This window comes from Intrasporangium flavum (assembly GCF_001956915.1).
GTDB classification, from domain to species: Bacteria; Actinomycetota; Actinomycetes; order Actinomycetales; family Dermatophilaceae; genus Monashia; species Monashia flava.
The window spans coordinates 1-25,893 of sequence record NZ_MLJO01000003.1; the positions used below are offsets into that span (position 1 = coordinate 1).

The following is a 25,893-nucleotide window of genomic DNA, read 5'->3' on the forward strand; positions in this document are numbered from 1 at the left end:
CACCCGTTCGCCACTGATCAGACCAAGCAAGCTTGATCGTCACCGTTCGACTTGCATGTGTTAAGCACGCCGCCAGCGTTCGTCCTGAGCCAGGATCAAACTCTCCGTTGATGTTTGTTCAACCCACGAAGGGTAAAAATGATCCAGGCTGAGCCGAACAACCAGCAAAAATACTGATCGTCGTTGTCAACCAAAGAAATATAATCATCCAAGAAACCAGCCACCCGCACCCATGATGAGCACGAGCAACGCCGGCCCCTCGAGACGAGGTATTGGCATCGATTTTTGACACGCTGTTGAGTTCTCAAGCATCAGACACACACCATCAACCACACCCACCAACGCGGGCCCGGCCTCCGGGGCAACCCTTCAAACTTACCCGCTCGCTCGGTCTCGGTCAACTCGGGCGGCGCTCCGTGGAGCGGCTGCTCGAGCCCCACCGAACCGGGCTGGGGCGAGGCGGACGAACGACCATCGAGTGGCCGTGGACCCGCCTGACGTCAACCTCGGGACCGGCCAACTTCGCGATCGATTCACTCGACCGCCGTGGCGTCCGTTCCTCCCTGTCGGGCTGACGAAGAGAACAGTAGCCCGGGCCCCGCGAGAAACACAAATCCCGGCCCCCGCAGACGCAGAAACGGCCGGATCCCGTTGCACCACAACGGAATCCGGCCGTTCATCTGCCTTGAGAGCCCCAAAGGGGCGCTCGGGCACGCACGGAGGGGCGTCAGCCCGAGCGTCGCGCCGCCGCCAGGTTGCGCCGGCCCCGCTTGAGGACGGCCACCTCGCCGTGGAGGAAGTCCCCCTCGGTGAGCACGAGCTCGGGGTCGCTGACCTTGGCGTTGTTGAGCGAGGCTCCCCCGTCGGCGATCGCCCGACGGGCTGCATTGCGCGACTCGACCAGGCCGACCGCCACGAGCGCGTCGACGAACGACCCGCCGACCGCGACGTCGGCGCCCGGCAGCTCGGAGGTGGCGTCCTTGAGCGTCGAGGCGTCGAGGACGCCGAGGTCGCCCTTGCCGAAGAGCGCCTCCGAGGCCGCCTGCACCGACTCGGTGGCAGCCGGACCGTGGACGAGCGTCGTGACGTCGGCGGCCAGGGCACGCTGGGCCGCCCGCCGGAACGGCTGCTCGGCCACCTGCCGCTCGAGCTCGCCGATCTCCTCGCGGGAACGGTCGGACAACGCCTTGAGCATCCCGACGACCGAGGCGTCCTCGACGTTGAGGAAGTACTGGTAGAAGGCGTACGGGCTCGTCATGTCGGCGCTGAGCCACACCGCGTTGCCCTCCGACTTGCCGAACTTGCGCCCGGTCGAGTCGACGAGCAGCGGCGTCGCCAGGGCGTGCACCGACCGTCCCTCGGCCCGGTGCACGAGGTCGACGCCGGCCGTGATGTTGCCCCACTGGTCGCTGCCACCGATCTGGAGCACGCACCCCCGGTTGCGGAACAGCTCGAGGTAGTCGAGCGCCTGGAGCATCTGGTAGCTGAACTCGGTGTACGAGATGCCCTGGTCGCTCTCGAGGCGCCGCGCCACGGCCTCCTTGCGGATCATCTGGTTGACCCGGAAGTGCCGGCCGACGTCGCGCAGGAAGTCGATGGCGCTCATCGGCGCCGTCCAGTCGAGGTTGTTGACGAGCACGGCCGGGTTGTCGCCCTCGAAGTCGAGCAGCGGCCCCACGAGCTGCTGGATGCGCGCCACCGACGCCGCGATCGTGTCCTTGTCCTGCAGGACGCGCTCGGAGTCGGGCTTGGGGTCTCCGATGAGGCCGGTGGACCCGCCGACGAGGCAGATGACGCGGTGTCCCGCCGCCTGCATCCGCCGCATGACCGACAGCTGGACGAAGTTGCCGAAGTGCAGCGAGGGCGCGCTCGGGTCGAAGCCGCAATACAGCGTGATCGGCCCGTCGGCGAGTGCCTCGCGCAGCGCCGCCTCGTCGGTGGTCTGCGCCACCAGGCCGCGCCACTGCAGCTCGTCGAAGATGTCGGTCACGGGTATCGGTTCCTCTCGGTCGCCTGAGTCGGTGCGGGCCGGGTGCCCACGCGCACAGCCTGCCCTACGCCGACCGGCCTCGGCCAACGGGTTGCCGGTCGTCCCACATCACGGCCGACGCCGCCGCACCACGCCGGGTCGGTACGCCGACACCGTCGGCTCCCCCTCCAGCCAGAAGCGCCACGGGAACACGGCCCCGTCACCACCCGGTCCGCTGACGCCGACGCGCGGGCCCGTGCGCACGCGGGCGACGTCGGGGGGACCGTCGGGAGCGCGGACGACGAGGTCGACGGGGTCACCGACCGGGGGCCGGCAGAAGTCGCGACCAGTCTCGGACGCCCCGAGCGCCAGCACCTGCCCCAGCCGACCCGGGCCCCGGGCCCAGTCGCGCTCCCGCTGCCCGACGCGTCGCGCCGCGGCGACGTCGTGGCCGTCGACGACCTCCCCGCCACGCAGCAGCACGGCAGACGCGCTGCCCTCCTCGCCCGCGACGAGGTTGGCGCACCAGTGGTGGCCGTAGGTGAAGTACACGTAGAGGAACCCGGCGGGGCCGAACATGACCCGGGTGCGCGGCGTCGGGCCCCGGAAGGCGTGCGAGCCCGGGTCGACCTCACCGGCGTAGGCCTCGACCTCGGTGAGGCGCAGCGTCACGCCCCCGTGCGTGACGGTGCAGCCGAGCAGGTCGGGGGCGACCTCGAGGACGGGACGGGCGAAGAACGCGCGGGGCAGCCGCTCCCCCGCCGACGGGTCGGGCCCGTCGGCGGGCATCGGGGCGACGGCGTCGGTCACCCGTCAGACGCTAGCGGCCGTCCACTCGCGCGCGGCGGCGAGGCGCCCGCGTGCCGCCTCGAGCTGCTCGGCGACCCGGACCGGCGCGGTCCCGCCGGCGGCGTCGCGCGAGGCGAGCGAGCCCTCGACCGAGAGGACCGACCGGACGCCGGGCGTCAGGTGCTCGCTGATCGCCGCGAAGTCGTCGTCGGTGAGGTCCCACAGCTCGATGTCGCGCGACTCGCAGACCCGCACGCACTCCCCGGCCACCTCGTGGGCGACGCGGAACGGCACGCCCTCGCGGACGAGCCACTCGGCGACGTCGGTGGCGAGGGCGAAGCCCTGCGGCGCGAGCGAGGCCAGGCGCTCGGTGTGGAAGGTCAGGGTGGCGACCATCCCGGAGAACGCCGGCAGCAGCACCTCGAGGGTGTCGACCGCGTCGAAGACCGGTTCCTTGTCCTCCTGCAGGTCGCGGTTGTACGCGAGCGGCAGCGCCTTGAGCGTCGTCAGCAGCCCGGCGAGGTCGCCGACGAGACGGCCGGCCTTGCCGCGGGCCAGCTCGGCGACGTCGGGGTTCTTCTTCTGCGGCATGATGCTCGACCCGGTCGAGTACGAGTCGTGCAGCGTGACGAAGGAGAACTCCTTCGTCGCCCAGATGACGACTTCCTCGGCGATCCGGGAGACGTCGACGGCCGTCATGGCGGCGACGAAGGCGAACTCGGCGACGAAGTCGCGCGAGGCCGTGCCGTCGATGGAGTTCTCGACGGCGCGGCTGAAGCCGAGGTCGCGGGCGACGGCCTCGGGGTCGAGCCCGAGCGAGGAGCCGGCGAGCGCGCCGGACCCGTACGGCGAGGCGTCCGTGCGGGCGTCCCAGTCGCGGAGCCGGTCGACGTCGCGCAGCAGCGCCCACGCGTGGGCGAGCAGGTGGTGGCCGAGGAGCACAGGCTGGGCGTGCTGCAGGTGGGTGCGCCCCGGCATCGGCACCCCGTGGTGGCGCTCGGCCTGGGTCACGAGCGCGTCGACGACGTCGAGGACGAGGCCGCCGACGACGCGGGCGTGCTTGCGCAGGTACATCCGGAACAGCGTCGCGACCTGGTCGTTGCGGGAGCGGCCGGCTCGCAGGCGGCCACCGAGGTCGGGGCCGACGCGGTCGATGAGGCCGCGCTCGAGGGCCGTGTGGACGTCCTCGTCGTCCTCCGCCGGCACGAACGCCCCGCTCAGCACGTCGGCCTCGAGCCGGTCCAGGCCATCGAGCATCCCGGAGAGGTGCTCGTCGGACAGCAGCCCCGCCGTGGCGAGGACGCGGGCGTGGGCCCGGGAGCCGGCGATGTCGTGCGGCGCGAGCCGCCAGTCGAAGTGGGTGCTCTTGCTCAGGGCGGCGAGGGCCTGGTCGGGCCCGCCGCTGAACCGTCCGCCCCAGAGGCTGACGCGGCCCTCGCCGGCCTCGCCCTGCTCGACGCCGGGCTCCGGCGTGGTGGGGGTGGCGTCGGTCGGCATCGGGTCCTCCTGGAGGTGGCGGGGGTGCGGTGGGGACGTGCTGTGGGGACGTGCGGGGGCGTCACTCGCGGGTGCCGGCGAGCGCGAGGAGGCGGTCGGCGACCGCGACGGCGCGCTCGGGCCCGTCGGTGACGATCATGATCGTGTCGTCGCCGGCGATGGTGCCCACGACGTCGGGGTCGCGCGTCTGGTCGATGGCGGACGCGAGGTAGTTGGCCGCGCCGGGCGGCGTGCGCAGGACGACGAGCTGCCCGGCGGCCGTGGCCGACACGAGCAGCTCCTCGCACGTGCGGCGCAGGCGGGCCGACGCGGAGTCGCCGAGCGAGCCGACGGCGGCGACCTCCCCGCCCTCGCCCGGCACGGCGTAGACGAGCGCGCGGTCGCGGCGCACCTTGACGGCACCGACCTCGACGAGGTCGCGCGAGAGCGTCGCCTGGGTGACCTCGATGCCGTCGGCGACGAGGAGGTCGGCCAGCTCGCCCTGGCTGTGCACCGGGTGCTGGCCGAGCAGCTCGACGATGCGGCGCTGGCGCTGGGTGCGGCTCACGGCGTGCCCGCCCCGAGGTCGCGGGCGGCCGACAGGATCGCCGGCAGGTCGCCGAGGAAGCCCTGCAGCTCGGCTTCGGTGATGACGAGGGGCGGTGCGAGGCGCAGCGCCGTCGGCGTGACGGCGTTGACGATGTAGCCCGCCTCCCGCGCTGCCGCCATCGCGGCGGCCGACGGGACGCCGTCGAGCTCGATCGCGCGCAGCAGCCCACGACCGCGGGTGCCGCTGACCCCCGGCACGTCGAGGGTGTCGAGCAGGGCGCCGACGCGTCGGACGTTGCCGAGCAGGTCGTCGCGCTCGATGGTGTCGAGCACCGCGAGCCCGGCCGCGCACGCGAGCGGGTTGCCGCCGAAGGTCGTGCCGTGCTGGCCGGCCGAGAGCATCGTCGTGACGTCGGGGCCGAACGTCACGAGGGCCCCGATCGGCACGCCGCCGCCGAGGCCCTTGGCGAGCGTCATGGCGTCGGGGACGATGCCCGAGCGCTGGTGGGCGAACCAGTCGCCGGTGCGCCCGATGCCGCTCTGGATCTCGTCGAGCACGAGCAGCGCGCCGTGCGCGGACGTCAGCTCCCGGGCCAGGCGCAGGTAGTCGTCCGGCAGCTCGCGGACGCCCGCCTCGCCCTGGACGGGCTCGAGGACCACCGCGGCCGTCTGCTCGTCGACGACCGCGCGCAGGGCGTCGGCGTCGCCCGCGGGCACGAACACGACCTCGGGGATGAGCGGCTCGAAGGGTGCCCGGTAGGCCTCCTTGTGCGTCAGCGCGAGGGCGCCCGTGGACCGGCCGTGGAAGGCGCCCTCGAGGGCGACGATGCGGGTGCGACCGGTGCGGCGCGACAGCTTGATCGCCGCCTCGGTGGCCTCGGTGCCGGAGTTGGCGAAGAAGACGCCCGAGCCCGCGGGGGCCTTCGCGAGCGACAGGAGCCGCTCGGCGAGCAGGATCGCCGGCTCGGAGGTGAAGAAGTTGGACACGTGGATCGCCTGCTCGGCCTGCTTGGCCACGGCCTGCACGAGGGCAGGGTGGCCGTGCCCCAGGGCGTTGACGGCGATGCCCGAGAGCAGGTCGAGGTAGCGGTTGCCGTCGACGTCGGTGACCCAGCAGCCGTGGCCCGAGGCGAGGACGAGCTGCGGCGTGCCGAAGACCTGCACGAGCGAGCCGGCGTACCGGTCGAGCAGCTGCTGCCCTGTCGCGTGCGGGGCGGAGGTGCCGGTCGTCATGCGGGGCTCCCGTCGGCGTCGAAGGTCGGGCGGATGTCGGGCAGGACCATGGTGCCGATCCCCTCGTCGGTGAAGATCTCGAGCAGGATCGAGTGCGGTGCGCGCCCGTCGACGACGTGCGTCTGCGGGACGCCGCCCTCGACGGCGCGGATGCACGCCTCGAGCTTGGGGACCATCCCCGCGTCGACGCGGGTCAGCAGCTCGCGCGCGGCGGTGAGGTCGATCGTCGACAGCAGCGAGCTGCGGTCGGGCCAGGAGGCGTAGATGCCCTCGACGTCGGTGAGCACGACGAGCTTCTCGGCCTGCAGCGCCACGGCGATCGCGGCGGCGGCCGAGTCGGCGTTGACGTTGAGCACCTGGCCGTCGACGTCGAGGTCGGGGGCCACCGTCGAGACGACGGGGACGCGGCCGGCGTCGAGGATGTCGAGGATCGCCGACGGGTTGACGCTCTCGACGTCGCCGACGAGGCCGAGGTCGACCTCCTCGCCGTCGACGAGCGTGCTGCGGCGTCGGGCGCCGAGCAGCGACGCGTCCTCACCCGAGAGCCCCACGGCGATCGGGCCGTGCTGGTTGAGCAGCCCGACGAGCTCGCGGCCGACCTGGCCGGTGAGGACCATCCGGACGACGTCCATGACCTCGGGCGTCGTGACCCGCAGCCCGCCCCGGAACTCGCTCTCGAGGCCGACGCGGTCGAGCATCGCCTTGATCTGCGGCCCGCCGCCGTGGACGACGACGGGGCGCAGGCCGGCGTACCGCAGGAAGGCGACGTCCTCGGCGAAGGCCTTCTTCAGCCCCTCGTCGACCATCGCGTTGCCGCCGTACTTGACGACGACGAGCGCGCCGCGGAAGCGCTCGAGCCACGGCAGCGCCTCGACGAGCGTCGCGGCCTTGCTGGCGGCGACGCGGATCGAGGCGGCGTCGATGAGCCCGCGCAGGTTGCGCTGGGTCGGGTTGACGGGGCTGGTGCGGGTCATGTGCTGTAGGCCGAGTTCTCGTGGACGTAGTCGTGGGTCAGGTCGTTGGTCCAGACCGTCGCGGTCTCTGCGCCGGCGTGGAGGTCGACGAGCACGTGGACCTCGCGGGCGGTGAGGTCGACGAGCGAGCGGTCCTGGCCGACACCGCCCGCCCGGCACACCTGGACGCCGTTCATGGCGACGTCGAGGACGGCGGGGTCGAAGGCGGCGCGAGTGGTGCCGACGGCGGCGAGCACCCGGCCCCAGTTGGGGTCGTTGCCGAAGACGGCGCACTTGAAGAGGTTGTTGCGGGCCACGGCCCGGGCCACCTCGAGCGCGTCGTCGACCGACGCCGCGCCGCGCACCTCGATGGCAATGTCGTGGCTCGCGCCCTCGGCGTCGCCGATGAGCTGCCGGGCCAGGTCGGCGCTGACGGCGGTGAGCACGTCGGTCAGCTCGGCGGCCCCGACGCGGACGCCCGAGGCCCCCGAGGCGAGCACGACGACGGTGTCGTTCGTCGACATGCACGCGTCGGAGTCGATGCGGTCGAACGAGACGCTCGTCGCGGCGCGCAGGGCGGCGTCGAGCTCGGCGGGGTCGACCACGGCGTCGGTCGTGAGCACGACGAGCATCGTCGCGAGCGCGGGGGCGAGCATGCCGGCGCCCTTGGCCATCCCCGAGACGCTCCAGCCCTCCCCCGGGTACGTGGCGACCTTGCGGACGGTGTCGGTGGTCATGATCGCGACGGCAGCGTCCTCGTGGCCGTCGGGGCTCAGCGCGGTCGCCGCGGCGTCGACGCCGGCGAGCAGCCGGTCCATCGGGAGCAGCTCGCCGATGAGCCCGGTGGAGCAGACGACGACGTCGCCGGCCGACGTGCCGACGACCTCGGCGACGTGCTCGGCGGTGCGGTGCGTGTCGAGGAAGCCCTGCGCGCCGGTGCAGGCGTTGGCGCCACCGGAGTTGAGGACGACCGCGTCGACGCGCCGGTCGGCGACGACCTGGCGTGACCACGTGACCGGCGCCGCCTCGACCCGGTTGCTCGTGAAGACGGCGGCAGCGTGGTGGTCGGGCCCGTCGTTGACGACGAGCGCCACGTCGGGCCGGCCGCTGGCCTTGAGACCGGCGGTGACGCCGGCGGCGCGGAACCCCTTCGGCAGGCGGACGGCGGGCCGGGTGGACTCGGTGCTCACAGGGCTCACGGGGCTCACGGGGCCACCCCCGCGACCGGCAGGCCGAGGGTCTCGTCGAGACCGAGGGCGAGGTTGGCGCACTGGACGGCGGCCCCGGCCGTGCCCTTGGTGAGGTTGTCGACGGCCGAGACGACGACGACGCGGCCGAGCCGCTCGTCGATGGCGACCTGGACCAGGACGTTGTTGCTGCCGACGACGCTGCCGGTCGAGGGCCAGCTGCCCTCGGGCAGGACGTGGACGAAGGGCTCGGACGCGTAGGCCTTCTCCCACGCCTCGCGGACCGCGGCCGGGTCGGTGCCGGGCACGAGCCGGGCCGTGCACGTCGCGAGGATGCCGCGCGGCATCGGGGCGAGCGTCGGGGTGAACGAGACGGTCACCGGGGCACCGCCCGCGCGGCCCAGGTTCTGCTCGATCTCCGGGGTGTGCCGGTGCCCGCCGCCGACGCCGTAGGGCGACATCGCGCCCATGACCTCGGCGCCGAGCAGGTGGGGCTTGAGCGACTTGCCGGCGCCCGAGGTGCCGGACGCCGCGACGACGACGACGTCGTCGGGCTCGAGGATGCCGGCCGCGAAGCCGGGCGCGAGCGCGAGCGAGACGCCGGTCGGGTAGCACCCGGGCACCGCGATGCGCGTCGCACCGGCGAGCGCCTCGCGCTGCGTGCCGGTGGCGAGCGGGAGCTCGGGCAGGCCGTAGGGCCAGGACCCGGCGTGCGGCGTGTCGTAGAAGGTGGTCCACGCCTCGGCGGACTCGAGCCGGAAGTCGGCGCCGCAGTCGATGACGACGACGTCGTCACCGAGGGCCGCCGCGATGGCGGCCGAGTGGCCGTGCGGCAGGGCGAGGAAGACGACGTCGTGGCCCGCGAGGGTCTCGGCGGTGGTCGGCTCGAGGACCCGGTCCGCGAGCGGGGTCAGGTGCGGGTGAACGCCCCCGAGCCGTCCACCCGCACTGCTGGCCGCCGTGACGGCCCCGACCTCGATCTGCGGGTGGGCGAGCAGCAGCCGGAGGATCTCTCCTCCGGCGTAGCCGCTCGCTCCCGCCACTGCTGCCCTGGTCACGATGCATGACTATACACGCCTATGCATACTTCTGCATGGGGCGACCGGGTCGCGTCTCAGCGCTGGACGGCCCCCGTGGCTTCGGCGGCCGAGGCCACCGCGGCGTCGCGGAAGGCGTTGACCTCGTCGGTGGTCAGCGTCCGGTCGGCGGCCCGGAAGGTGAGCCGGTAGGCGAGGGACCGGTGCCCGGCCTCGACGCGCTCCCCCTCGTAGACGTCGAAGAGCGTGATCGACTCGAGCGCCTCGCCCGCCCCGGCCCGCAGGGCCCGCTCGACGTCGGCGGCGGCCACGTCGCTCGCGACGAGGAGCGCGACGTCGGTCAGGGCCGGCGGGAACGTCGAGAACGCGGTGGCCTGGACCGGCTCCTCGCTCGCGGCGATGAGCACGTCGACGTCGAACTCGGCCGCGACGGTGCGCGCCGGCAGCTCGAGGGCCGCGAGGGCCTTCGGGTGCAGCTCTCCCGCGTGGCCGACGAGGGTGCCGTCGGGCAGGCTGATGCGCGCGCACCGGCCCGGGTGCCACGGGGCGTGGTCGGCGTCGGCCGTGACGACGACCGGCACCGCGAGCGCCGCCGCGACGCCCTGGACCGCCGCGACCATGTCGCTCCAGTCGGCGGCGCGCCCGGGGCCCCACCAGCCGGCGGGCTCGGCTTGGCCGGTGGCCACGAGGGCCGCCCGGCGCGGCTGCGGCGGGACGGCGGCGTAGAGGTCCTCGAGCGTCGCGTCGTCGGGGCGCTGACCGACGCCGGGGACCGGGGCCTTGGCCAGCGGACCGCCTGGGCGGAACACGAGACCGACCTCGTAGAGCGCGACGTCCTTGTGGCCGCGGGCGACGTTGCGCCGCAGGACGTCGACGAGGCTGGCCAGCACCGTGGTGCGCAGCAGCGGACGCTCCTCCGACAGCGGGTTGGCGACCCGGACCGCCTGGCGGCGGTCGTCGTCGGCGGGCAGCCCGAGCTGGTCGGAGAGCTCCTCGGCGACGAACGGGTAGCTGAGCACCTCGGTGTAGCCCGCGCCGGCGAGGGCGTCGGCCACGAGCCGCCGGGTGCGCTGGGCGTGCGTCAGGCCGCGGCCCTGGGAGGGGGTCGGGATGACCGACGGGATGTTGTTGTACCCGTCGATCCGCGCGACCTCCTCGGCGTAGTCAGGCGCGTCGACGAGGTCGGGGCGCCACGACGGCGGCGTGACGAGGACGTGCCCGGCGTCGGTGCCGGTGCCCTGTTCGTCGACGGTGCAGCCGAGGTCGCGCAGGATCTGCAGGACGCGCTCACGCGGGTAGTCGATGCCGATGATGCGGCCCGGCTCGGTGACGTCGAGCAGGTAGGCCTGGCGGTCGGTGGTGGCGTCGAGGTCGGTGACGCCGGGGTCGACGGTGCCGCCGCCGAACTCGACGAGCAGGTCGACGGCGAGCTGGGCGGCCGCCGGGGTGACCTCGGGGTCGACACCGCGCTCGAAGCGCTTGGACGCCTCGGTGACGAGGCGGTGCCGGCGCGAGGAGCGCGCCACCGTCGTCGGGTCGAAGTGCGCCGCCTCGACGAGGACGTCGGTGGTGGCGTCGTCGACCTCGGAGGACGCGCCGCCCATGACACCGGCGATGGCGAGGGGTCGCTCACCGGAGTCGGTGATGAGGAGGTCCTCGGTGGACAGGGTGCGCTCGACGTCGTCGAGGGTGGTCAGCGACTCCCCCGCCCGCGCCCGGCGCACGACGATCGGGCCGTCGAGCTTGGCCAGGTCGTAGGCGTGCAGGGGCTGCCCGACGGCGAGCATGACGTAGTTCGTCACGTCGACGGCGAGGGAGATCGGGCGCATGCCCATCTGGGTCAGGCGCTTCTGCATCCACGACGGGGACGGACGCGTCGGGTCGATGCCGCGCACGACGCGCGCCACGAACCGGTCGCAGCCGATGACGCCCTCGAGCGGCTCGTCGTCCTCGACGCGGACCGGGTGGCCGGCCTCGTTGGCCGCCGGCACGTCGACGGCGGCGGGGTCGCGGAAGCCGCCGGCCGGGCTGCCCTGGCTGTGCCAGTACTCGCGGGCCAGGCCGCGGACCGAGAAGCAGTAGCCGCGGTCGGGCGTCACGTTCGTCTCGACGGTCTCCTCGGCGAGGCCGAGCAGGGCGATGGCGTCGTCGCCGGGGCGCACCTCGGCGGCCTTCTCGGCGCCGAGCAGGCGCTCGAGCACGATGATGCCGCTGTGGTCGTGGCCGATGCCGAGCTCGTCCTCGGCGCAGATCATGCCGTTGGACACATGGCCGTAGGTCTTGCGGGCGGCGATGTGGAAGCCGCCGGGCAGCGTCGCCCCGGGCAGCACGACGACGACGAGGTCGCCGACCGCGAAGTTGTCGGCACCGCAGACGATCTCCTGGGGCTTGCCCTCGGAGACCATCTGGCCGTTCTCGCCGACGTCGACGGTGCACCAGCGGATCGTCTTGCCGTTCTTCTGCGGCTCCTCGACGAACTCGAGGACGCGGCCGACGACGAGCGGGCCGGTGATGTCGCCGCCGTGGAGGTCCTCCTCCTCGAGGCCGACGCTCACGAGACCGGCCGCGACGTCGGCGCCGGTGGCGCCCGCGGGCAGGTCGGTGTACTCGGCGAGCCAGGTCAGTGGCATGCGCATCGGGTCAGGCCCCCATTCCGAACTGCTGCGAGAAGCGGACGTCGCCCTCGACCATCTCGTGCATCCCCTGCACCCCGTGGCGCAGCATGAGCGCGCGCTCGATGCCGAGGCCGAACGCGAAGCCGGAGTAGACGTCGGGGTCGATCCCGCACGTGCGCAGCACCTTGCGGTTGACCATGCCCGAGCCACCGAGCTCGATCCACCCCGAGCCGCCGCACGTGCGGCACTGCTCCGGCGTGCCCCACGTCTCGGCGCCGTGGCAGGCGAAGCAGAGGAAGTCGGTCTCCATGCTCGGCTCGGTGAACGGGAAGTAGTTGGCGCGCACCCGGGTGCGGGTGTCCTCGCCGAACATGATGCGCACGAACGCGTCGAGCGCGCCGCGCAGGTGGGCCATCGTCAGGCCCTTGTCGATGGCGAGGCACTCGATCTGGTGGAAGACCGGGGTGTGCGTGGCGTCGAGGTCGTCGGTGCGGAACACCTTGCCCGGCGCGACGATGTAGATCGGCGGCTCCTTCTCGAGCATCGTGCGGATCTGCACCGGGGAGGTCTGGGTGCGCAGCACGAGGCCGGAGTCGACCGGGTCGAGGAAGAAGGTGTCCTGCATCTGCCGGGCAGGGTGGTCCGGGCCGAGGTTGAGGGCGTCGAAGTTGAGCCACTCGCTCTCGAGCTCGGGGCCCTCGGCGACCTCCCAGCCCATCCCGACGAAGGCGTCGACGAGGCGCTGGGCCGTCAGCTCGATGGGGTGGCGCGACCCGAGGGGCCGGCGGTCGACCGGGACCGTGACGTCGACGCGCTCCTCGACGAGGATGCGCTCGTCGCGCTCGGCCTCGAGCTGCACCTGTCGCGCGGCGACGGCCTGGCCGACGCGTCCGCGCGCCTGGCCGACCCGCTTGCCGGCCTCGGCCTTGGCGCTCGGGGGCAGGGCGCCGATCTCGCGGTTGGCGAGGGCCAGGGCGCTTTTCTCGCCCTGGTGGGCGGTGCGCACGGCCTTGAGGTCGTCGAGGGAGGTGGCGGCCGCGATCGCGGCGAGGGCCTCCTCGACGGCGGCGTCGATCTGTGCCGGGTCGAGGGCGGAGACCTCGACCGGGTCGTAGTTCGTGTTGGGTCCGGACATCGGCGTGCGTGGCTGCTCTCGCTCGGGTGCGGGTCGGTTCTGGGCAGCCAGTCTAGGGGCGGCGTCGAACCGGTTTCCGCGGCGTCCCGCCGACCCGCCTGCTCGCGGCGTCAGGGGTCGACGACCGCCGGCAGGCCCGCGGGCAGGCGCACGACGAAGCGGGCGCCCCCGGCCTCGTTGTCGGAGACGTGGACCGTGCCGCCGTGCGCCTCGACGAGCCCGCGCACGACGTAGAGCCCCAGGCCGGTGCTCGCGTTCGACGGTCCGTGCCAGAACCGGCCGAACACCTTGTCGCGGTCCGCGGGCGCGATGCCGTCACCCTCGTCGTCGACGTGGACGACGACCGACTCGACGCCGGACGCCTCGCGCGACCCCTGGCGGGCGCCGTCGCGCTCGAGGGTCACGGTGACCGGGCCATCGCCGTGCTGGAGGGCGTTCTCGATGAGGTTGAAGAAGATCTGCTCGAGACGGTCGGTGTCGGCCCACATCTCCGGCAGCCCGCGGGCGCCGGCCACGGGCCCGAGCCGCAGGGCGACCGCGCCCGGCGCCCGACCCACCTCGTACCGGGCGACGTGACCGGCGAGCATCGCGTGCAGGTCGACGGGGCCGAGGCGCAGGTTGAGGCTGTCGGAGTCGAGGCGCGAGATGTCGAGCAGCTCGGTGATGAGCCGCGTCAGGCGCGTCGCGTCGGACTCGATGGTCTCGATCATGAGGCGCTTCTGGTCGTCGGTGAATCGGTCCCACCGCCGCAGCAGGCTGCTCGTGAAGCCGGTGACCGACGTCAGGGGCGCCCGCAGCTCGTGGGCGACGGTCGAGAGCACCGTCGCCTGCTCGCGCTCGGCGCGCTGGCGGGCCTCGGCGTCGCGCAGGCCGAGCATGATCCGTTCGACGCCGCCGTCGTCGCCGCGGACGTACCGGGCCGTGACGAGGACGTCCTGCCCCGCCGGCGCCACGAGCAGCTTCTCGCGGTGACCACGGCTCGAGGGGAGGCCGCCCCACGGGTCGGTGTGCTCCCACCACGCCCGGCCGTACTTGTCGGTGAAGGGCAGGCCCTCGTCGAGGGGGCGGCCGACGAGCTCCTCGGCCGTGCAGGTGAGGATGCGCGCCGCCTCGCCGTTGACGAAGCGGATGCGACGGTCGGGGCCGACGACGACGAGACCGTCGGGCAGCAGCTCGCCCATCATCGCCACGGGAGCCACGGCGTCCGCGGACCGGGGCAGGTGGTCGCCGGAACCGTCGACGCGGGTCATGGAGCGAGGATAGCCACGCCCCGGGGCGCCGCGCCTCGGCAGGGCGGGGCGAGCAGGTGGGTCAGCGCCCCGTCCGGCGTGCCTCGGCCGAGGCGTAGAGGCACACGGTCGCGGCCATGGCGAGGTTGAGCGACTCGGCGGCGCCGTAGATCGGGACCCGCACGACGTCGTCGCAGGCCTCGCGGATCTCCGCCGGCAGACCCCACGCCTCGTTGCCCATCACCCAGGCGTGCGTGCGGTGCAGGTCGGCGTCGTGCAGCAGCGTCGTGCCCGCGCCGTCGGCGGCGAGCAGCGCGACGCCGCGGGCGCGCAGGGCGGCGAGGATCTCCGGCACGGGCACGCCGACGACGACCGGCAGGTGCCAGAGCGAACCGACGGTCGAGCGGACCACCTTGGCGTTGTAGACGTCGACGCTGGCGTCGCTGACGACGACGGCGTCGGCCCCGGCGGCGTCGGCACCCCGGATGACGGTGCCGGCGTTGCCGGGGTCGCGCACGTTGGTCAGGACGCAGACGAACCCGCCCTCGGGGACGCGGTCGAGCGCGTCGTCGAGCGGGACGTCGACGGTCCGGCAGACGGCGGCCAGGCCCTGCGGGGACTCGGTGTCGCACATCGCGGCGAGCACCTCGGGGCTCACCGCGTGCACCCACAGGTCGGCCGCGCGGGCCGCGTCGAGGATGGCCGCGTGCCGCTGCGCCGCCTCGGGGGTCACGTAGACGTCGCGGACGGCGTCGGGCCGGTGGGCCACCGCCTCGCGGACCGCCTGGGGCCCTTCGGCCAGGAACTGGCCGGTGCGTTCACGCACGGAGCGCCGGGACAGCGCCCGTACCACCTTGACCCGATCGGATCGGGGGTTGGTCAGCACGGGGTGTCCCGGCGCTCGGGTGCGCTGCGGGGGACGCTCAGGCGGCGTCGCCGGCCTTGTCGGCCGCGGCGGGGACGTTGGCCCGCGAGAGCTCGACGAGGGTGGCGAAGGCCGGCGCGTCGTTGACGGCGAGGTCGGCGAGGATCTTGCGGTCGACCTCGACACCGGCGGCCTTGAGGCCCTGCATGAACCGGTTGTAGGTCATGCCGTTGGCGCGGGCCGCGGCGTTGATGCGCTGGATCCAGAGGCGACGGAAGTCACCCTTCTTGGCGCGACGGTCACGGTAGGCGTAGCCCAGCGAGTGGGTGACCTGCTCCTTGGCCTTGCGGTAGAGACGCGACCGCTGACCGCGGTAACCGCTCGCGCGCTCGAGAACGACGCGACGCTTCTTCTGGGCGTTGACCGCCCGCTTCACGCGTGCCACGTGAACACTCCTTCTTTACTGAAACACACTGAGGTGTTGCTGGCCTGACCGAGACGTCCCGGCTGCTCAGCGGATGCTGTGGGGGTCTCGGCTCACTTGCCGAGGAGCTTCTTGACCTTCTTGGCGTCCGGGGCGGAGACCTGGACGTCGTTCGCGATGGAACGCATCTTCTTGCTCGACTTGTGCTCGAGCAGGTGGCGGCCGCCGGCCTGCTCGCGCATGACCTTGCCCTTGCCGGTCAGGCGGAAGCGCTTCTTCGCACCGCTGTGCGTCTTCATCTTCGGCATGGTGGCCGATCTCCTTCGTGTTGCGTGCGTACGTGTGGCGTACGTCGTCCGTGGTCCGACGGGCTCGGGGAGCCCGCCGGGAGTCCGGACCGCCGGTCACTCGGCGGCGGCGGTCTCGGTGGTCTGTGCGGGGGTCTGCTCGGTCGCCTGCTCGCCGGCCTGCTCGGCCTGCGGGGCGACCTCACCCTCGGGGGCCCCCGGGGTGGTGGCACGGGCGCGGCGCTGCTCGGCGCGGGCCTCGGCCTTCTTCTTGGTCGGGCCGATCACCATGATCATGTTGCGGCCGTCCTGCTTCGGCGCCGACTCGACGTAGCCGAGCTCGGCGATGTCGTCGGCGAGACGCTCGAGCAGTCGGCGGCCGAGCTCGGGACGGCTCTGCTCGCGACCGCGGAACATGATCGTCACCTTGACCTTGTCACCGGCCTTGAGGAACCGCTCGACGTGCCCCTTCTTGGTGCCGTAGTCGTGCGGGTCGATCTTCGGACGGAGCTTGATCTCCTTGATGACCGTGTTGACCTGGTTCTTGCGGGCTTCCCGTGCCTTCATGGCGGCTTCGTACTTGAACTTGCCGAAGTCCATGAGCTTGGCGACCGGCGGCTTGGCCATGGGGGCCACCTCGACGAGGTCGAGGTTCGCCTCCTCGGCCAGACGCAGCGCGTCCTCGACGCGCACGATGCCGACCTGCTCACCGTTGGGGCCAACCAAACGCACTTCCGGGACCCGGATGCGCTCGTTGATGCGAGGCTCGCTGATGTGGTGCTCCTAAGTTCGATGACTGGTGTGACCTGCAGGAACTGCTCTGCCGGCGGGCGACCCGGAACGAGAAAAAGGCTCCTCGTGAGTGCACGAGGAGCCCTGGGTTGACGCGTTCGGGGACGTCACCGACACCGAACACGGCTCGTCGGCGCCCACCGCACTCACGTGCGGTGATGTTCCGTCGAGCAGACCGGGGACCCGGCGACCTGCTGGTCGACGCGGGTGGAAGCGAGCTTCTCTTGCACGTCGCCCGCGCTCCGGCCCGGGGGCTGAGGCGTGGACGACTGGTCAGTGCTCAAGGGTAGCAGCCGGAGCCCCGGGGACCGAATCGAGGCCGGGAGCGAGGGCTGCGGGCTCGAGCCGGGCGCCGCCACCGGGGCGGCCGCGCCGGCGTCCGCGGGGCGCGAGGGCCCCGGCGAGCGCGACGACGACCCCGATGGCCGAGACGACGAGGAAGCCCCACTGCCAGCCGCCGCGGTCGATGGCGAACCCGGCGATCGGGGCGCCCAGGGCGGACCCGGCCGTCATCGCCGACCCGTGCCAGCCCATCATCTCGCCACGGTGCCTCTCGGGAACGAGCCGGCTCAGCTGCTCGACGGTGGCCGTGACGGTGGGGGCGCAGAGCAGGCCGCACACGGTGACGAGCACGGCGAAGCTCGGCACGCCGGCGGCGAGGGCGACCGGTGCGGTGGTGGCCGCGAGCCCGGTGAGGAGCCAGAAGACGGAGATGGAGCGGTGCCAGGCGCCGTAGACGAGGCCGCCGACGAGGGAGCCCAGGCCCCAGAGGGCGAGCACCCAACCGATCGAGCCGGTGGCGCCGAAGCTGCGCAGCGCGGCGACGACCGACACGTCGGTGCCGGACAGCACGAGCGTCGAGCACGCCGCCGCGAGCAGCACGGCCGCGACCGGCAGGGTGACGAGCCCGTGGATCGCCCGGCGCGGCGCCGGCGCAGCGGTGTCGAGGTCCTCGGCGTCGGGCGCAGCGGTGGCGTCGGCGGCCTCGGCGGCCTCGGCGGCCTCGGCGGCCTCGGCGTCGGCTCCCCCGGCGGGGGCCGTCGTCAGTGGCGGGTTGACGAGCCACAGGACGAGCCCGGCGGCGACGGCGGCCATCTCGCAGACGAACAGCGCCCACCCGGTCTGCCAGGACGTCGCGAGCCAGACGCCGATCGCCGGCCCGGCCATGAACGACAGCTCGGTGGCCGAGGAGTCGAGCGACAGGGCGGTGCGCCGCTGCTCGCTCGGCACCGACCGGATGATGACCTGGCGCAGGATCGAGAACGTCGGCACGACGAAGAGGCCGGCGAGCGCCGCCAGCCCGATGAGCGGCGCGTAGCCGACCCAGGGCGCGATCGACCAGCAGACGACCTGGACGACGAGCGAGGGACCGACGGTGCGGCGCAGGCCGATCCGGTCGAGGAGCCGGCCGCGCCACGGGCCGGAGATCGCGACGGCGACCGTGGAGGCGGCCGAGACGAGGCCGGCCGCGCCGTAGCTGCGCCCGAGGCTGGTGACGACGTGCAGCGTCAGGATGACCCCACCGGCCCACATCGGCACGCGGATGAAGAAGCCGAGCAGCAGCGCGCGTCGGGTGTCGCGGTTCGCGAGCACCGGCCCGTACTTCCGGAGGTCCATGGACCAAGCCAACCACCCGCCGCCGACACGTCGCACCCGTGTTTCGCTCCCGCGTCCCGCGGCGCTCGGCAGGCTCGTGGGGCATTCCCTTGTGGGCGCCGGGCTGGAGGAGAAAGGTGGGGTCATGGCAAAGACGCCCGGCAGATCAGACCTTCCTGCGGCCCCCAGCCCCGCCTCGCCGCAGGACATCCGCAACGTCGTCCTCGTCGGCCCCGGCGGCGCCGGCAAGACGGCCCTCTTCGAGGCCCTGCTCGCGGCGCGCGTGCCGGGCCAGCGCACCGGCGGACCGGGGACCACGGACCACGTGCGCACGACGACCCTCACCACGGCCTCCTTCGACAGCGGGGGCGTCGCCCTCAACCTGCTCGACACCCCCGGCTACCCCGACTTCGTCGGCGAGCTCCGGGCCGGCCTGCGAGCGGCCGACGCGGCGGTGTTCGTCGTGTCCGGCGCCGACGACATCGACCGGCCGGTCTCGCTGCTCTGGCGCGAGTGCGCGGCGGTCGGCATGCCACGGGCCGTCGTCGTCACGCACCTCGACCAGCCGCGGGCCGACTTCGCCACGACCGTCGAGACGTGCCGCCGCACCTTCGGCGACGCCCGCGCCACGCACTGGCCGGTCCTCGAGGGCGGCGTGGTGACCGGCGTCGTCGGCCTGCTCACCGGCGAGACGTCGGACGAGCACGAGGAGGCCCGCAGCGCCCTCATCGAGTCGGTCATCGAGGAGTCCGAGGACGCGACGCTGCTCGACCGCTACCTCGAGGGCGAGACGCTCGACACCGCGTCGCTGCTCGCCGACCTGCGCACCGCGGTCGAGCTCGGCTCGTTCTTCCCGATCCTGCCGGTCTCGCCCCTCACCGGCGCCGGCGTCGAGGAGCTGCTCGGGATCATCGAGCGCGCCTTCCCCGACCCCACCGTGCACCCCCTGCCGATGGTGACCTCGCCGGCGGGCGGCCAGGTCTCCGGCGTCACCTGCGACCCCGACGCGCCCCTCGTGGCCGAGGTCGTCCGCACGACGACCGACCCGTACGTCGGGCGCCTCTCCCTCGTGCGCATCTTCTCCGGGACGCTCCGCGTCGACGACACCGTGCACGTCTCGGGCCACCTGGGCGACTTCGTCGGTCACGACGTGGCCGGCCACCCGGCGCACGACGACGACGAGCGCGTCGGGCCCCTCGCCTCGCCGTTCGGCGACGCCCACCGCCCGCGCGGCAACGCCATCGCCGGCGAGCTCGTGCTCGTCTCCAAGCTGACCCGGGCCGAGACCTCCGACACCCTCTCCTCCCCCGACCGCCCCGCGGTCGTCGCCCCGTGGCTGCTGCCCGAGCCGCAGCTGCCCGTCGCGATCCGCGCCGCCACGAAGTCCGACGAGGACAAGCTCGCCGGTGCGCTGCAGCGGATCGTCGCCGAGGACGTCACGGTGCGCCTCGACCACTCCGCCGAGACCGACCAGGTCGTCCTCTGGACGATGGGCCAGGCCCACGTCGACGACCTCATCGGCCGACTGGCCGACCGCTACGGCGTCACCGTCGAGGCCGAGCCGTACCGCACCGCGCTGCGCGAGACGTTCGTGCGCACCTGCTCGGTGCAGGGACGCCACGTCAAGCAGTCCGGCGGCCACGGGCAGTACGCCGTGTGCTCGATCAGGATCGAGCCGCTCCCCCGCGGCTCCGGCTTCGAGTTCGTCGACAAGGTCGTCGGCGGGTCGGTGCCGCGGCAGTTCATCCCGTCGGTCGAGAAGGGGGCCCGGCACCAGCTGGAGAAGGGGCTGCTCACCGGGCACCCGGTCGTCGACGTGCGGGTGACGCTCGTCGACGGCAAGGCGCACTCGGTCGACTCCTCCGACGTCGCGTTCCAGACCGCGGCCGCCCTCGCGCTGAAGGAGGCGGCCAACGAGTCGACGATGGCGCTGCTCGAGCCGATCGACCGCGTCGACATCACCATCGCCGACGAGTACCTCGGCGCCGTCATGTCCGACCTGCGGGGTCGACGCGGCCAGGTGCTCGGCACCGAGCCCGCCGACGCCGTCGGCGACGACGGCGGGTGGACCGTCGTGCACGCGGAGGTGCCGGCGGCCGAGCTGTCGCGCTACCCCATCGACCTGAGGTCGGTGTCGCACGGCACCGGCTCGTTCACGCGCGAGCCGGCGCGCCACGACCTCCTGCCGGCGGACAAGGCCAAGGACCTGCTCCGGGGCTGAGCCACGAACGCCCTCCGGGCCTGCCTCGCGAACGGGCACCGGGTCAGGAATCGAGAAGCGCCCCAGTCCTGCTCGTGTCTACCGTGGGATCGCCCCGGGCCGCCTACGCTCGGGGCGGGCCGCAGCGGCGGGCACCGATGAGCACCGACGAGCACGGACGACGACGGGGAGACACGATGGCCAAGGGCACGACGACCGACGAACGCATGACGGGAGCCGCGGCCGCGGGCGGGCACGCCGCCGACAGCCACGACCTCATCCGCGTCCAGGGCGCCCGCGAGAACAACCTCAAGGACGTCAGCGTCGAGATCCCGAAGCGACGCCTGACGGTGTTCACGGGCGTGTCGGGCTCGGGCAAGAGCTCGCTCGTGTTCAGCACCATCGCCGCCGAGTCGCAGCGGATGATCAACGAGACCTACAGCACCTTCGTGCAGGGCTTCATGCCCACGCTGGCCCGCCCCGAGGTCGACGTCATCGAGGGCATCACGACGGCGATCCTCGTGGACCAGGAGCGGATGGGCGCCAACGTCCGCTCGACGGTCGGCACCGCCACCGACGCGAACGCGATGCTCCGGGTCCTCTTCAGCCGCATCGGCGAGCCGTTCGTCGGCCCGCCCACCGCGTTCGCCTTCAACGTCCCGACGCGCAAGGCGAGCGGCATCATGACCTCGGACACCGGCGAGAAGCGCATCGCGCGCAACGTCGTGTACCTCGGTGGCATGTGCCCGCAGTGCGAGGGCCGGGGCAGCGTCTCCGACCTCGACCTCACGGCGATCGTCGACGAGAGCAAGTCGCTCGTCGAGGGCGCCATCCTCGTGCCGGGCTACACCGCCGACGGGTGGATGGTCGCGGCGTACAAGGTGGCGGTGCCGCCGGACGTGCCGATCAAGGACTTCACGCCGGAGCAGCGCGAGGACTTCCTCTACGCCGAGCCGCGCAAGGTCAAGGTCGAGAAGATCAACATCACCTACGAGGGGCTCATCCCCAAGATCCGCAAGTCGATGTTCAGCAAGGACGTCGACTCGCTCCAGCCGCACATCAAGGCCTTCGTCGAGCGCGCCGCCGTCTTCGCGCCGTGCTCGGCGTGCGAGGGCACCCGCCTCAACGAGGCCGCGCGCTCGTCGAAGATCAACGGCAAGGGCATCGCCGAGGTCTGCGCGATGCAGATCACCGACGCCGCCGAGTGGGTGCGCGGGGTCAAGGACACCTCCGTCGGGCCGCTCATCGGCAACCTGCTGCACCTGTTCGACTCGTTCGTCGAGATCGGGCTCGGCTACCTCTCGCTCGACCGGCCCGCGGGGACGCTCTCGGGCGGAGAGGCCCAGCGCACCAAGATGATCCGCCACCTCGGCTCGGCGCTGACCGACGTCACGTACGTCTTCGACGAGCCGACGATCGGCCTGCACCCGCACGACATCCAGCGGATGAACAACCTCCTGCTCGAGCTGCGCGACAAGGGCAACACCGTGCTCGTCGTCGAGCACAAGCCCGAGACGATCGTCATCGGCGACCACGTCGTCGACCTCGGCCCGGGCGCCGGCACCGGCGGCGGCACCATCTGCTTCGAGGGCGACGTCGCCGGGCTGGAGGCGTCCGACACCCTCACCGGGCGGCACCTGCACTACCGGGCGCAGCTCAAGGGCGACGTGCGAGAGGCCAAGGGCGCCATCGAGATCCGCGGGGCGTCCACCCACAACCTCAAGGACGTCGACGTCGACGTGCCACTCGGGGTGCTCTGCGTCGTCACCGGCGTCGCCGGGTCGGGCAAGAGCTCGCTGATCCACGGGTCGATGGCCGGCCGCGAGGAGGTCGTCGTCATCGACCAGGGCGCGATCAAGGGCTCGCGGCGCAGCAACCCGGCCACCTACACCGGGCTGCTCGAGCCGATCCGCAAGGCGTTCGCCAAGGCCAACGGCGTCAAGCCGGCGCTCTTCAGCGCGAACTCCGAGGGTGCCTGCGAGAGCTGCAACGGCAACGGGATGATCTACACCGAGCTCGGCTTCATGGAGACCGTCGCGACGCTGTGCGAGGAGTGCGGCGGCAAGCGGTTCCAGGCGTCGGTGCTCGAGCTGACCTTCGGCGGCCTCGACATCGCGCAGGTGCTCGACCTGCCGGTCGCGGAGGCGCACGCGTTCTTCGCCGAGGGAGAGGCGAAGACCCCGGCGGCCGCCTCGATCCTGCAGCGGATGGAGGACGTCGGCCTGGGCTACCTCAAGCTGGGCCAGCCGCTCAACACCCTCTCCGGCGGCGAGCGCCAGCGCCTCAAGCTCGCGATGCGGATGGGCGAGAAGGGCGGCGTGTACGTCCTCGACGAGCCGACGACCGGCCTGCACCTCGCCGACGTCGAGAACCTGCTCCGGCTGCTCGACCGCCTCGTCGACGCCGGCAAGTCGGTCGTGGTCATCGAGCACCACCAGGCGGTCATGGCGCACGCCGACTGGATCATCGACCTCGGTCCCGGCGCGGGGCACGACGGTGGCACGGTCGTCTTCGAGGGGACTCCCGCCGACCTCGTGGCCTCCCGCTCGACGCTCACCGGGCAGCACCTGGCCGACTACGTCGGCGCCTGAGGCGCCCCCTCGCCGACGCGTCGGCGCCAGGCTCCGGACGCACGAACGGCCGGCCGGGAAGCCCCGGTCGACCGTTCGTGCTGCAGCGTGACGACGCGCGCGCGTCGTCAGCTGGCCTGCGCGTGCCCGGCGTGCTCGTCGTGCCCGAGGACGACGTTGCGACCGGCGGCGCGGGCCCGACGCGCGTCGAGGTCGACCGGGCCGGTGGGCTCGGTGTGGCGGGCGGGCGCCGTCGAGCGGTCCGCGGCGGGGTCGGCCTGGCTGAGGTAGAGCAGGTCGGAGGAGATGCGGTCGAGGTCGCGGTCGGCCGCGGGCCGCAGCAGCCCGGCGAGGTGGCCGCGGCGGCGGGTGGCGGCCAGCGCGCGGAGCGAGGAGATCGAGGAGTGCAGGCGTGTCGTCATGCCTCCATGATCCAACTCTTGACTATTCAGCACAAGCGATGTTTCCTTCACGACCCTTAAGTATGACTGTATTGTGAAGACATGCTCGACACCCACCGCATCCGCGTCTTCCGGTCGGTCATGGCCAGCGGCTCGATCCAGGCCGCCGCCGACAATCTCGGCTTCACGCCCTCGGCCATCAGCCAGCAGATCTCGGCGCTGCAGAAGGAGACCGGCCTGACCCTCTTCGCCCGCGAGGGACGGGGCCTGACGCCCACCGCCGCAGCGCAGGCGCTCGTCGCGAACACGAACGAGCTGATGGGGCAGCTGACCCGCCTCGACGGCGTCATGGCCGACCTGCGCGAGGGGCGCTCGGACCGCCTGACGATCGGCTACTTCGCCTCGGCCGGCGCCGAGTGGATGCCGACCCTCGCGCGTCGCCTCACCACCGAGCTGCCCGACCTCACCCTCGAGCTCGTCCTCACCGAGGCGCCCGACCACCGCGGCCCGACGCCCGACCTCGACATCGTCGTCGACGTCGCCGGCGCCTCCGACCCGCAGGGCTCGCGACGCGTGCAGCTCGCCGTCGACCCGTACGTCGCCGTGCTGCCCGCCGACCACCCGCTCGCCGGCGAGGAGGAGGTCGGCCTCGCGCAGCTCGCGAGCGACACGTGGATCCGCAACGACCTGCCCAACACGGCCTGCTCGCGGATCCTGTCCAGCGCGTGCGAGGCCGCGGGCTTCCGGCCGCGCTTCGCGGTGCAGGCCCAGGACCACTACACGGCCATCGCGTTCGTCAAGGCGGGCGTCGGCATCACCGTCGTGCCGCAGCTGGCCGCACACGTCGTCCCGACCGAGGTCGCCGTGCTGCCGGTGGCCGCTCCCCGACCGGTCCGACGCATCGCCGCCGTCGTGCGCGACCCCGCCGGCAACGCGGCCGCGGGTCGTGCGGTCGAGCTGCTCCAGGAGCTCATCGGCTGACGGGACGCGCGAGGGCCCGACGCGTCGGTGCGACGCGCCGGGCCCTCGCCTGCTGCTCGGCCCGTCAGAGGCGGACGAGCATCTTGCCGGTGTTCTCGCCCCGGAGGACGCCGAGGAAGGCGTCGACGGCGTGGTCGATGCCGTCGACGAAGGTCTCGCGGGTCGTCAGCGTGCCGTCGGCGAGCCAGCCCGCGGCCTTCTGGGCGTACTCGCCCGCGAGGTCCCAGTGGTCGCCGACGAGGAAGCCGGTGAGGGTGCCGCGGGTCTGGATGAGGCGGGCGAGGTTGCGCGGCCCGGGGGCCGGCTCGGTGTTGTTGTAGACCGAGATCGCGCCGCAGACCGCGATGCGCCCGCCGAGTCGGAGCGATCCGATCGCGGCCTCGAGGTGGTCACCGCCCACGTTGTCGAAGTAGACGTCGATGCCCTCGGGGGCGGCCTCGCGCAGCAGGTCCGAGACGCGTCCGTCCTTGTAGTTGAACGCGGCGTCGAAGCCGAGGTCGTCGATGAGGTGGCGCACCTTCTCCTCGGAGCCGGCGCTGCCGATGACGCGGCTCGCGCCGAGCGCCTTGGCGACCTGGCCGACGACGCTGCCGACGGCACCGGCCGCGCCCGAGACGAAGACGACGTCACCCTCCTTGAGGCCCGCCACGCGCGTCAGTCCCGCGTACGCGGTGAGGCCGGTCATGCCGAGGACGCCGAGGTAGGCGGATGCCGGGGCGATGGCCGTGTCGACGACGCGGCAGGCCGAGGCGTCGAGCACGGCGGCCTCGCGCCAGCCCAGCCCGTGGAGCACGTGGTCGCCGACGGCGACGCCCTCGGCCCGCGACTGCTCGACGACGCCGACCGCTCCCCCGTGCATGGCCTCGCCGAGCGCGTACGGCTCGGCGTAGGACTTGGCATCGCTCATCCGGCCGCGCATGTACGGGTCGACCGACATGACGACGTTGCGCACGCGGACCTGGCCCTCGCCGACCTCTGGCAGGTCGCTCGCGACGACCTCGAAGTTCTCGGGCGTCGGCCAGCCGACGGGTCGGGACACGAGGCGCACCTCGCGGGGCGCGTCGGTGGTGCCGGTGGAGGGCGTGGCGGGTGTGGTGGTGCTGTCGGTCATCGGATCTCCTTGTCGTGCAGTGGAACTGGTGGAGGGGCGGTTCGGGTCAGCTGACGCGCAGCTCGACCGGGATGTTGCCGCGGGTCGCGTTGCTGTAGGGGCACACCTCGTGGGCGCGCTCGACGAGCTCACGGCCGAGGTCGGCGTCGAGGCCGTCGGGCAGCTCGACGTCGAGGACGACGCCGAGCGAGAACCCCTGGCCGGGCGTGCCGGAGAGGCTGACGTCGGCGGTGACCGCGGCGTCGAAGCCCTCGACCCGACGCTGGCGGGCCACGAGGCCGAGCGCGCTCGCGAAGCACGCGGCGTAGCCGGCGGCGAACAGCTGCTCGGGGTTGGTGCCCTCGCCGCTGCCGCCGAGCTCGCGCGGCGCCGCGAGGGTGACGTCGAGGCGTCCGTCGGAGGTGACGGCGCGGCCCTCGCGGCCGGACGCGGTGGCGGAGGCGAGGTAGCGGGCCTGCTGGGCGGTGGTGCTCATGGGAGTCCTTCGGTCGGCT

22 protein-coding genes and 1 rRNA gene are annotated in these 25,893 nt (G+C 73.0%); 3 read left to right on the forward strand and 20 right to left on the reverse strand.

The features are described 5' to 3' along the window. The 17 genes from BIV28_RS01685 to BIV28_RS01765 all read right to left on the reverse strand — a co-directional run. Positions 1-111, reverse strand: a 16S ribosomal RNA gene (locus BIV28_RS01685); the annotation flags it as partial. Between the two features lie 616 nt (positions 112-727). Then, entirely contained in the window at positions 728-1,990 is a 1,263-nt protein-coding gene (gene tyrS, locus BIV28_RS01690) for a tyrosine--tRNA ligase (RefSeq protein ID WP_076258764.1), read from the reverse strand. 108 nt (positions 1,991-2,098) lie between these two features. Beyond that, positions 2,099-2,758 (reverse strand): DNA-3-methyladenine glycosylase, encoded by a 660-nt coding sequence (locus tag BIV28_RS01695; RefSeq protein ID WP_076259383.1) that lies wholly within the window; start codon positions 2,756-2,758, stop codon positions 2,099-2,101. 24 nt (positions 2,759-2,782) lie between these two features. Then, the gene (argH, locus tag BIV28_RS01700; protein WP_076258766.1) at positions 2,783-4,255 is read right to left on the reverse strand and encodes an argininosuccinate lyase; all 1,473 of its coding nucleotides are present in this window, start codon (positions 4,253-4,255) and stop codon (positions 2,783-2,785) included. Positions 4,256-4,316: 61 nt separating this feature from the next. Continuing rightward, a complete protein-coding gene (gene argR, locus BIV28_RS01705; protein WP_076258767.1) occupies positions 4,317-4,802 on the reverse strand; it encodes an arginine repressor in 486 nt (161 codons plus the stop codon). After that, positions 4,799-6,016 carry an acetylornithine transaminase gene (locus BIV28_RS01710; RefSeq protein WP_076258769.1) on the reverse strand — a complete coding sequence of 406 codons (1,218 nt, stop codon included), beginning with the start codon at positions 6,014-6,016 and terminating at the stop codon, positions 4,799-4,801. The genes argR and BIV28_RS01710 overlap by 4 nt, the downstream gene beginning before the upstream one ends. Beyond that, the gene (gene argB / locus BIV28_RS01715) at positions 6,013-6,990 is read right to left on the reverse strand and encodes an acetylglutamate kinase (protein WP_076258771.1); all 978 of its coding nucleotides are present in this window, start codon (positions 6,988-6,990) and stop codon (positions 6,013-6,015) included. Before argB ends, BIV28_RS01710 begins: the two co-directional genes overlap by 4 nt. Then, positions 6,987-8,168 carry a bifunctional glutamate N-acetyltransferase/amino-acid acetyltransferase ArgJ gene (argJ, locus tag BIV28_RS01720; RefSeq protein WP_242652718.1) on the reverse strand — a complete coding sequence of 394 codons (1,182 nt, stop codon included), beginning with the start codon at positions 8,166-8,168 and terminating at the stop codon, positions 6,987-6,989. Before argJ ends, argB begins: the two co-directional genes overlap by 4 nt. A gap of 5 nt (positions 8,169-8,173) precedes the next feature. Next, positions 8,174-9,214, reverse strand: a complete 1,041-nt coding sequence (gene argC, locus BIV28_RS01725) for an N-acetyl-gamma-glutamyl-phosphate reductase (RefSeq protein ID WP_076258775.1) — start codon at positions 9,212-9,214, stop codon at positions 8,174-8,176. Between the two features lie 56 nt (positions 9,215-9,270). After that, a complete protein-coding gene (pheT, locus tag BIV28_RS01730) occupies positions 9,271-11,829 on the reverse strand; it encodes a phenylalanine--tRNA ligase subunit beta (RefSeq protein WP_076258777.1) in 2,559 nt (852 codons plus the stop codon). Positions 11,830-11,833: 4 nt separating this feature from the next. Continuing rightward, positions 11,834-12,943, reverse strand: a complete 1,110-nt coding sequence (pheS, locus tag BIV28_RS01735) for a phenylalanine--tRNA ligase subunit alpha (protein ID WP_076258778.1) — start codon at positions 12,941-12,943, stop codon at positions 11,834-11,836. 110 nt (positions 12,944-13,053) lie between these two features. Next, entirely contained in the window at positions 13,054-14,193 is a 1,140-nt protein-coding gene (locus tag BIV28_RS01740) for a sensor histidine kinase (protein WP_076258780.1), read from the reverse strand. Between the two features lie 61 nt (positions 14,194-14,254). Then, the gene (locus BIV28_RS01745; RefSeq protein ID WP_076258781.1) at positions 14,255-15,058 is read right to left on the reverse strand and encodes a TrmH family RNA methyltransferase; all 804 of its coding nucleotides are present in this window, start codon (positions 15,056-15,058) and stop codon (positions 14,255-14,257) included. Between the two features lie 37 nt (positions 15,059-15,095). After that, positions 15,096-15,482, reverse strand: coding sequence for a 50S ribosomal protein L20 (gene rplT / locus BIV28_RS01750; RefSeq protein ID WP_076258783.1), 387 nt, complete (start codon positions 15,480-15,482; stop codon positions 15,096-15,098). A 92-nt stretch (positions 15,483-15,574) separates the two neighbouring features. Beyond that, positions 15,575-15,769, reverse strand: a complete 195-nt coding sequence (gene rpmI, locus BIV28_RS01755; RefSeq protein ID WP_076258785.1) for a 50S ribosomal protein L35 — start codon at positions 15,767-15,769, stop codon at positions 15,575-15,577. Between the two features lie 96 nt (positions 15,770-15,865). Further along, positions 15,866-16,522, reverse strand: coding sequence for a translation initiation factor IF-3 (gene infC / locus BIV28_RS01760; protein WP_076258787.1), 657 nt, complete (start codon positions 16,520-16,522; stop codon positions 15,866-15,868). A gap of 291 nt (positions 16,523-16,813) precedes the next feature. Further along, entirely contained in the window at positions 16,814-18,157 is a 1,344-nt protein-coding gene (locus BIV28_RS01765; protein ID WP_076258789.1) for an MFS transporter, read from the reverse strand. 124 nt (positions 18,158-18,281) lie between these two features. Between BIV28_RS01765 and BIV28_RS01770 the strand changes: the two genes are divergently transcribed. After that, positions 18,282-20,357, forward strand: coding sequence for an elongation factor G-like protein EF-G2 (locus tag BIV28_RS01770; protein WP_076258791.1), 2,076 nt, complete (start codon positions 18,282-18,284; stop codon positions 20,355-20,357). Between the two features lie 176 nt (positions 20,358-20,533). Next, complete coding sequence (locus BIV28_RS01775; protein ID WP_076258792.1) at positions 20,534-22,927, forward strand: ATP-binding cassette domain-containing protein; 2,394 nt, start codon at positions 20,534-20,536, stop codon at positions 22,925-22,927. A gap of 107 nt (positions 22,928-23,034) precedes the next feature. On the opposite strand, the gene BIV28_RS01780 is transcribed toward BIV28_RS01775, so the two are convergent. Beyond that, the gene (locus BIV28_RS01780; RefSeq protein ID WP_076258794.1) at positions 23,035-23,328 is read right to left on the reverse strand and encodes a hypothetical protein; all 294 of its coding nucleotides are present in this window, start codon (positions 23,326-23,328) and stop codon (positions 23,035-23,037) included. Positions 23,329-23,409: 81 nt separating this feature from the next. Between BIV28_RS01780 and BIV28_RS01785 the strand changes: the two genes are divergently transcribed. Beyond that, the gene (locus tag BIV28_RS01785; protein ID WP_076258796.1) at positions 23,410-24,288 is read left to right on the forward strand and encodes a LysR family transcriptional regulator; all 879 of its coding nucleotides are present in this window, start codon (positions 23,410-23,412) and stop codon (positions 24,286-24,288) included. Between the two features lie 64 nt (positions 24,289-24,352). On the opposite strand, the gene BIV28_RS01790 is transcribed toward BIV28_RS01785, so the two are convergent. Both BIV28_RS01790 and BIV28_RS01795 read right to left on the reverse strand, forming a co-directional pair. After that, positions 24,353-25,399, reverse strand: a complete 1,047-nt coding sequence (locus BIV28_RS01790; protein ID WP_076258798.1) for an NADP-dependent oxidoreductase — start codon at positions 25,397-25,399, stop codon at positions 24,353-24,355. A gap of 46 nt (positions 25,400-25,445) precedes the next feature. Continuing rightward, entirely contained in the window at positions 25,446-25,874 is a 429-nt protein-coding gene (locus BIV28_RS01795) for an organic hydroperoxide resistance protein (RefSeq protein WP_076258800.1), read from the reverse strand. Between the last annotated feature and the right edge of the window lie 19 nt (positions 25,875-25,893).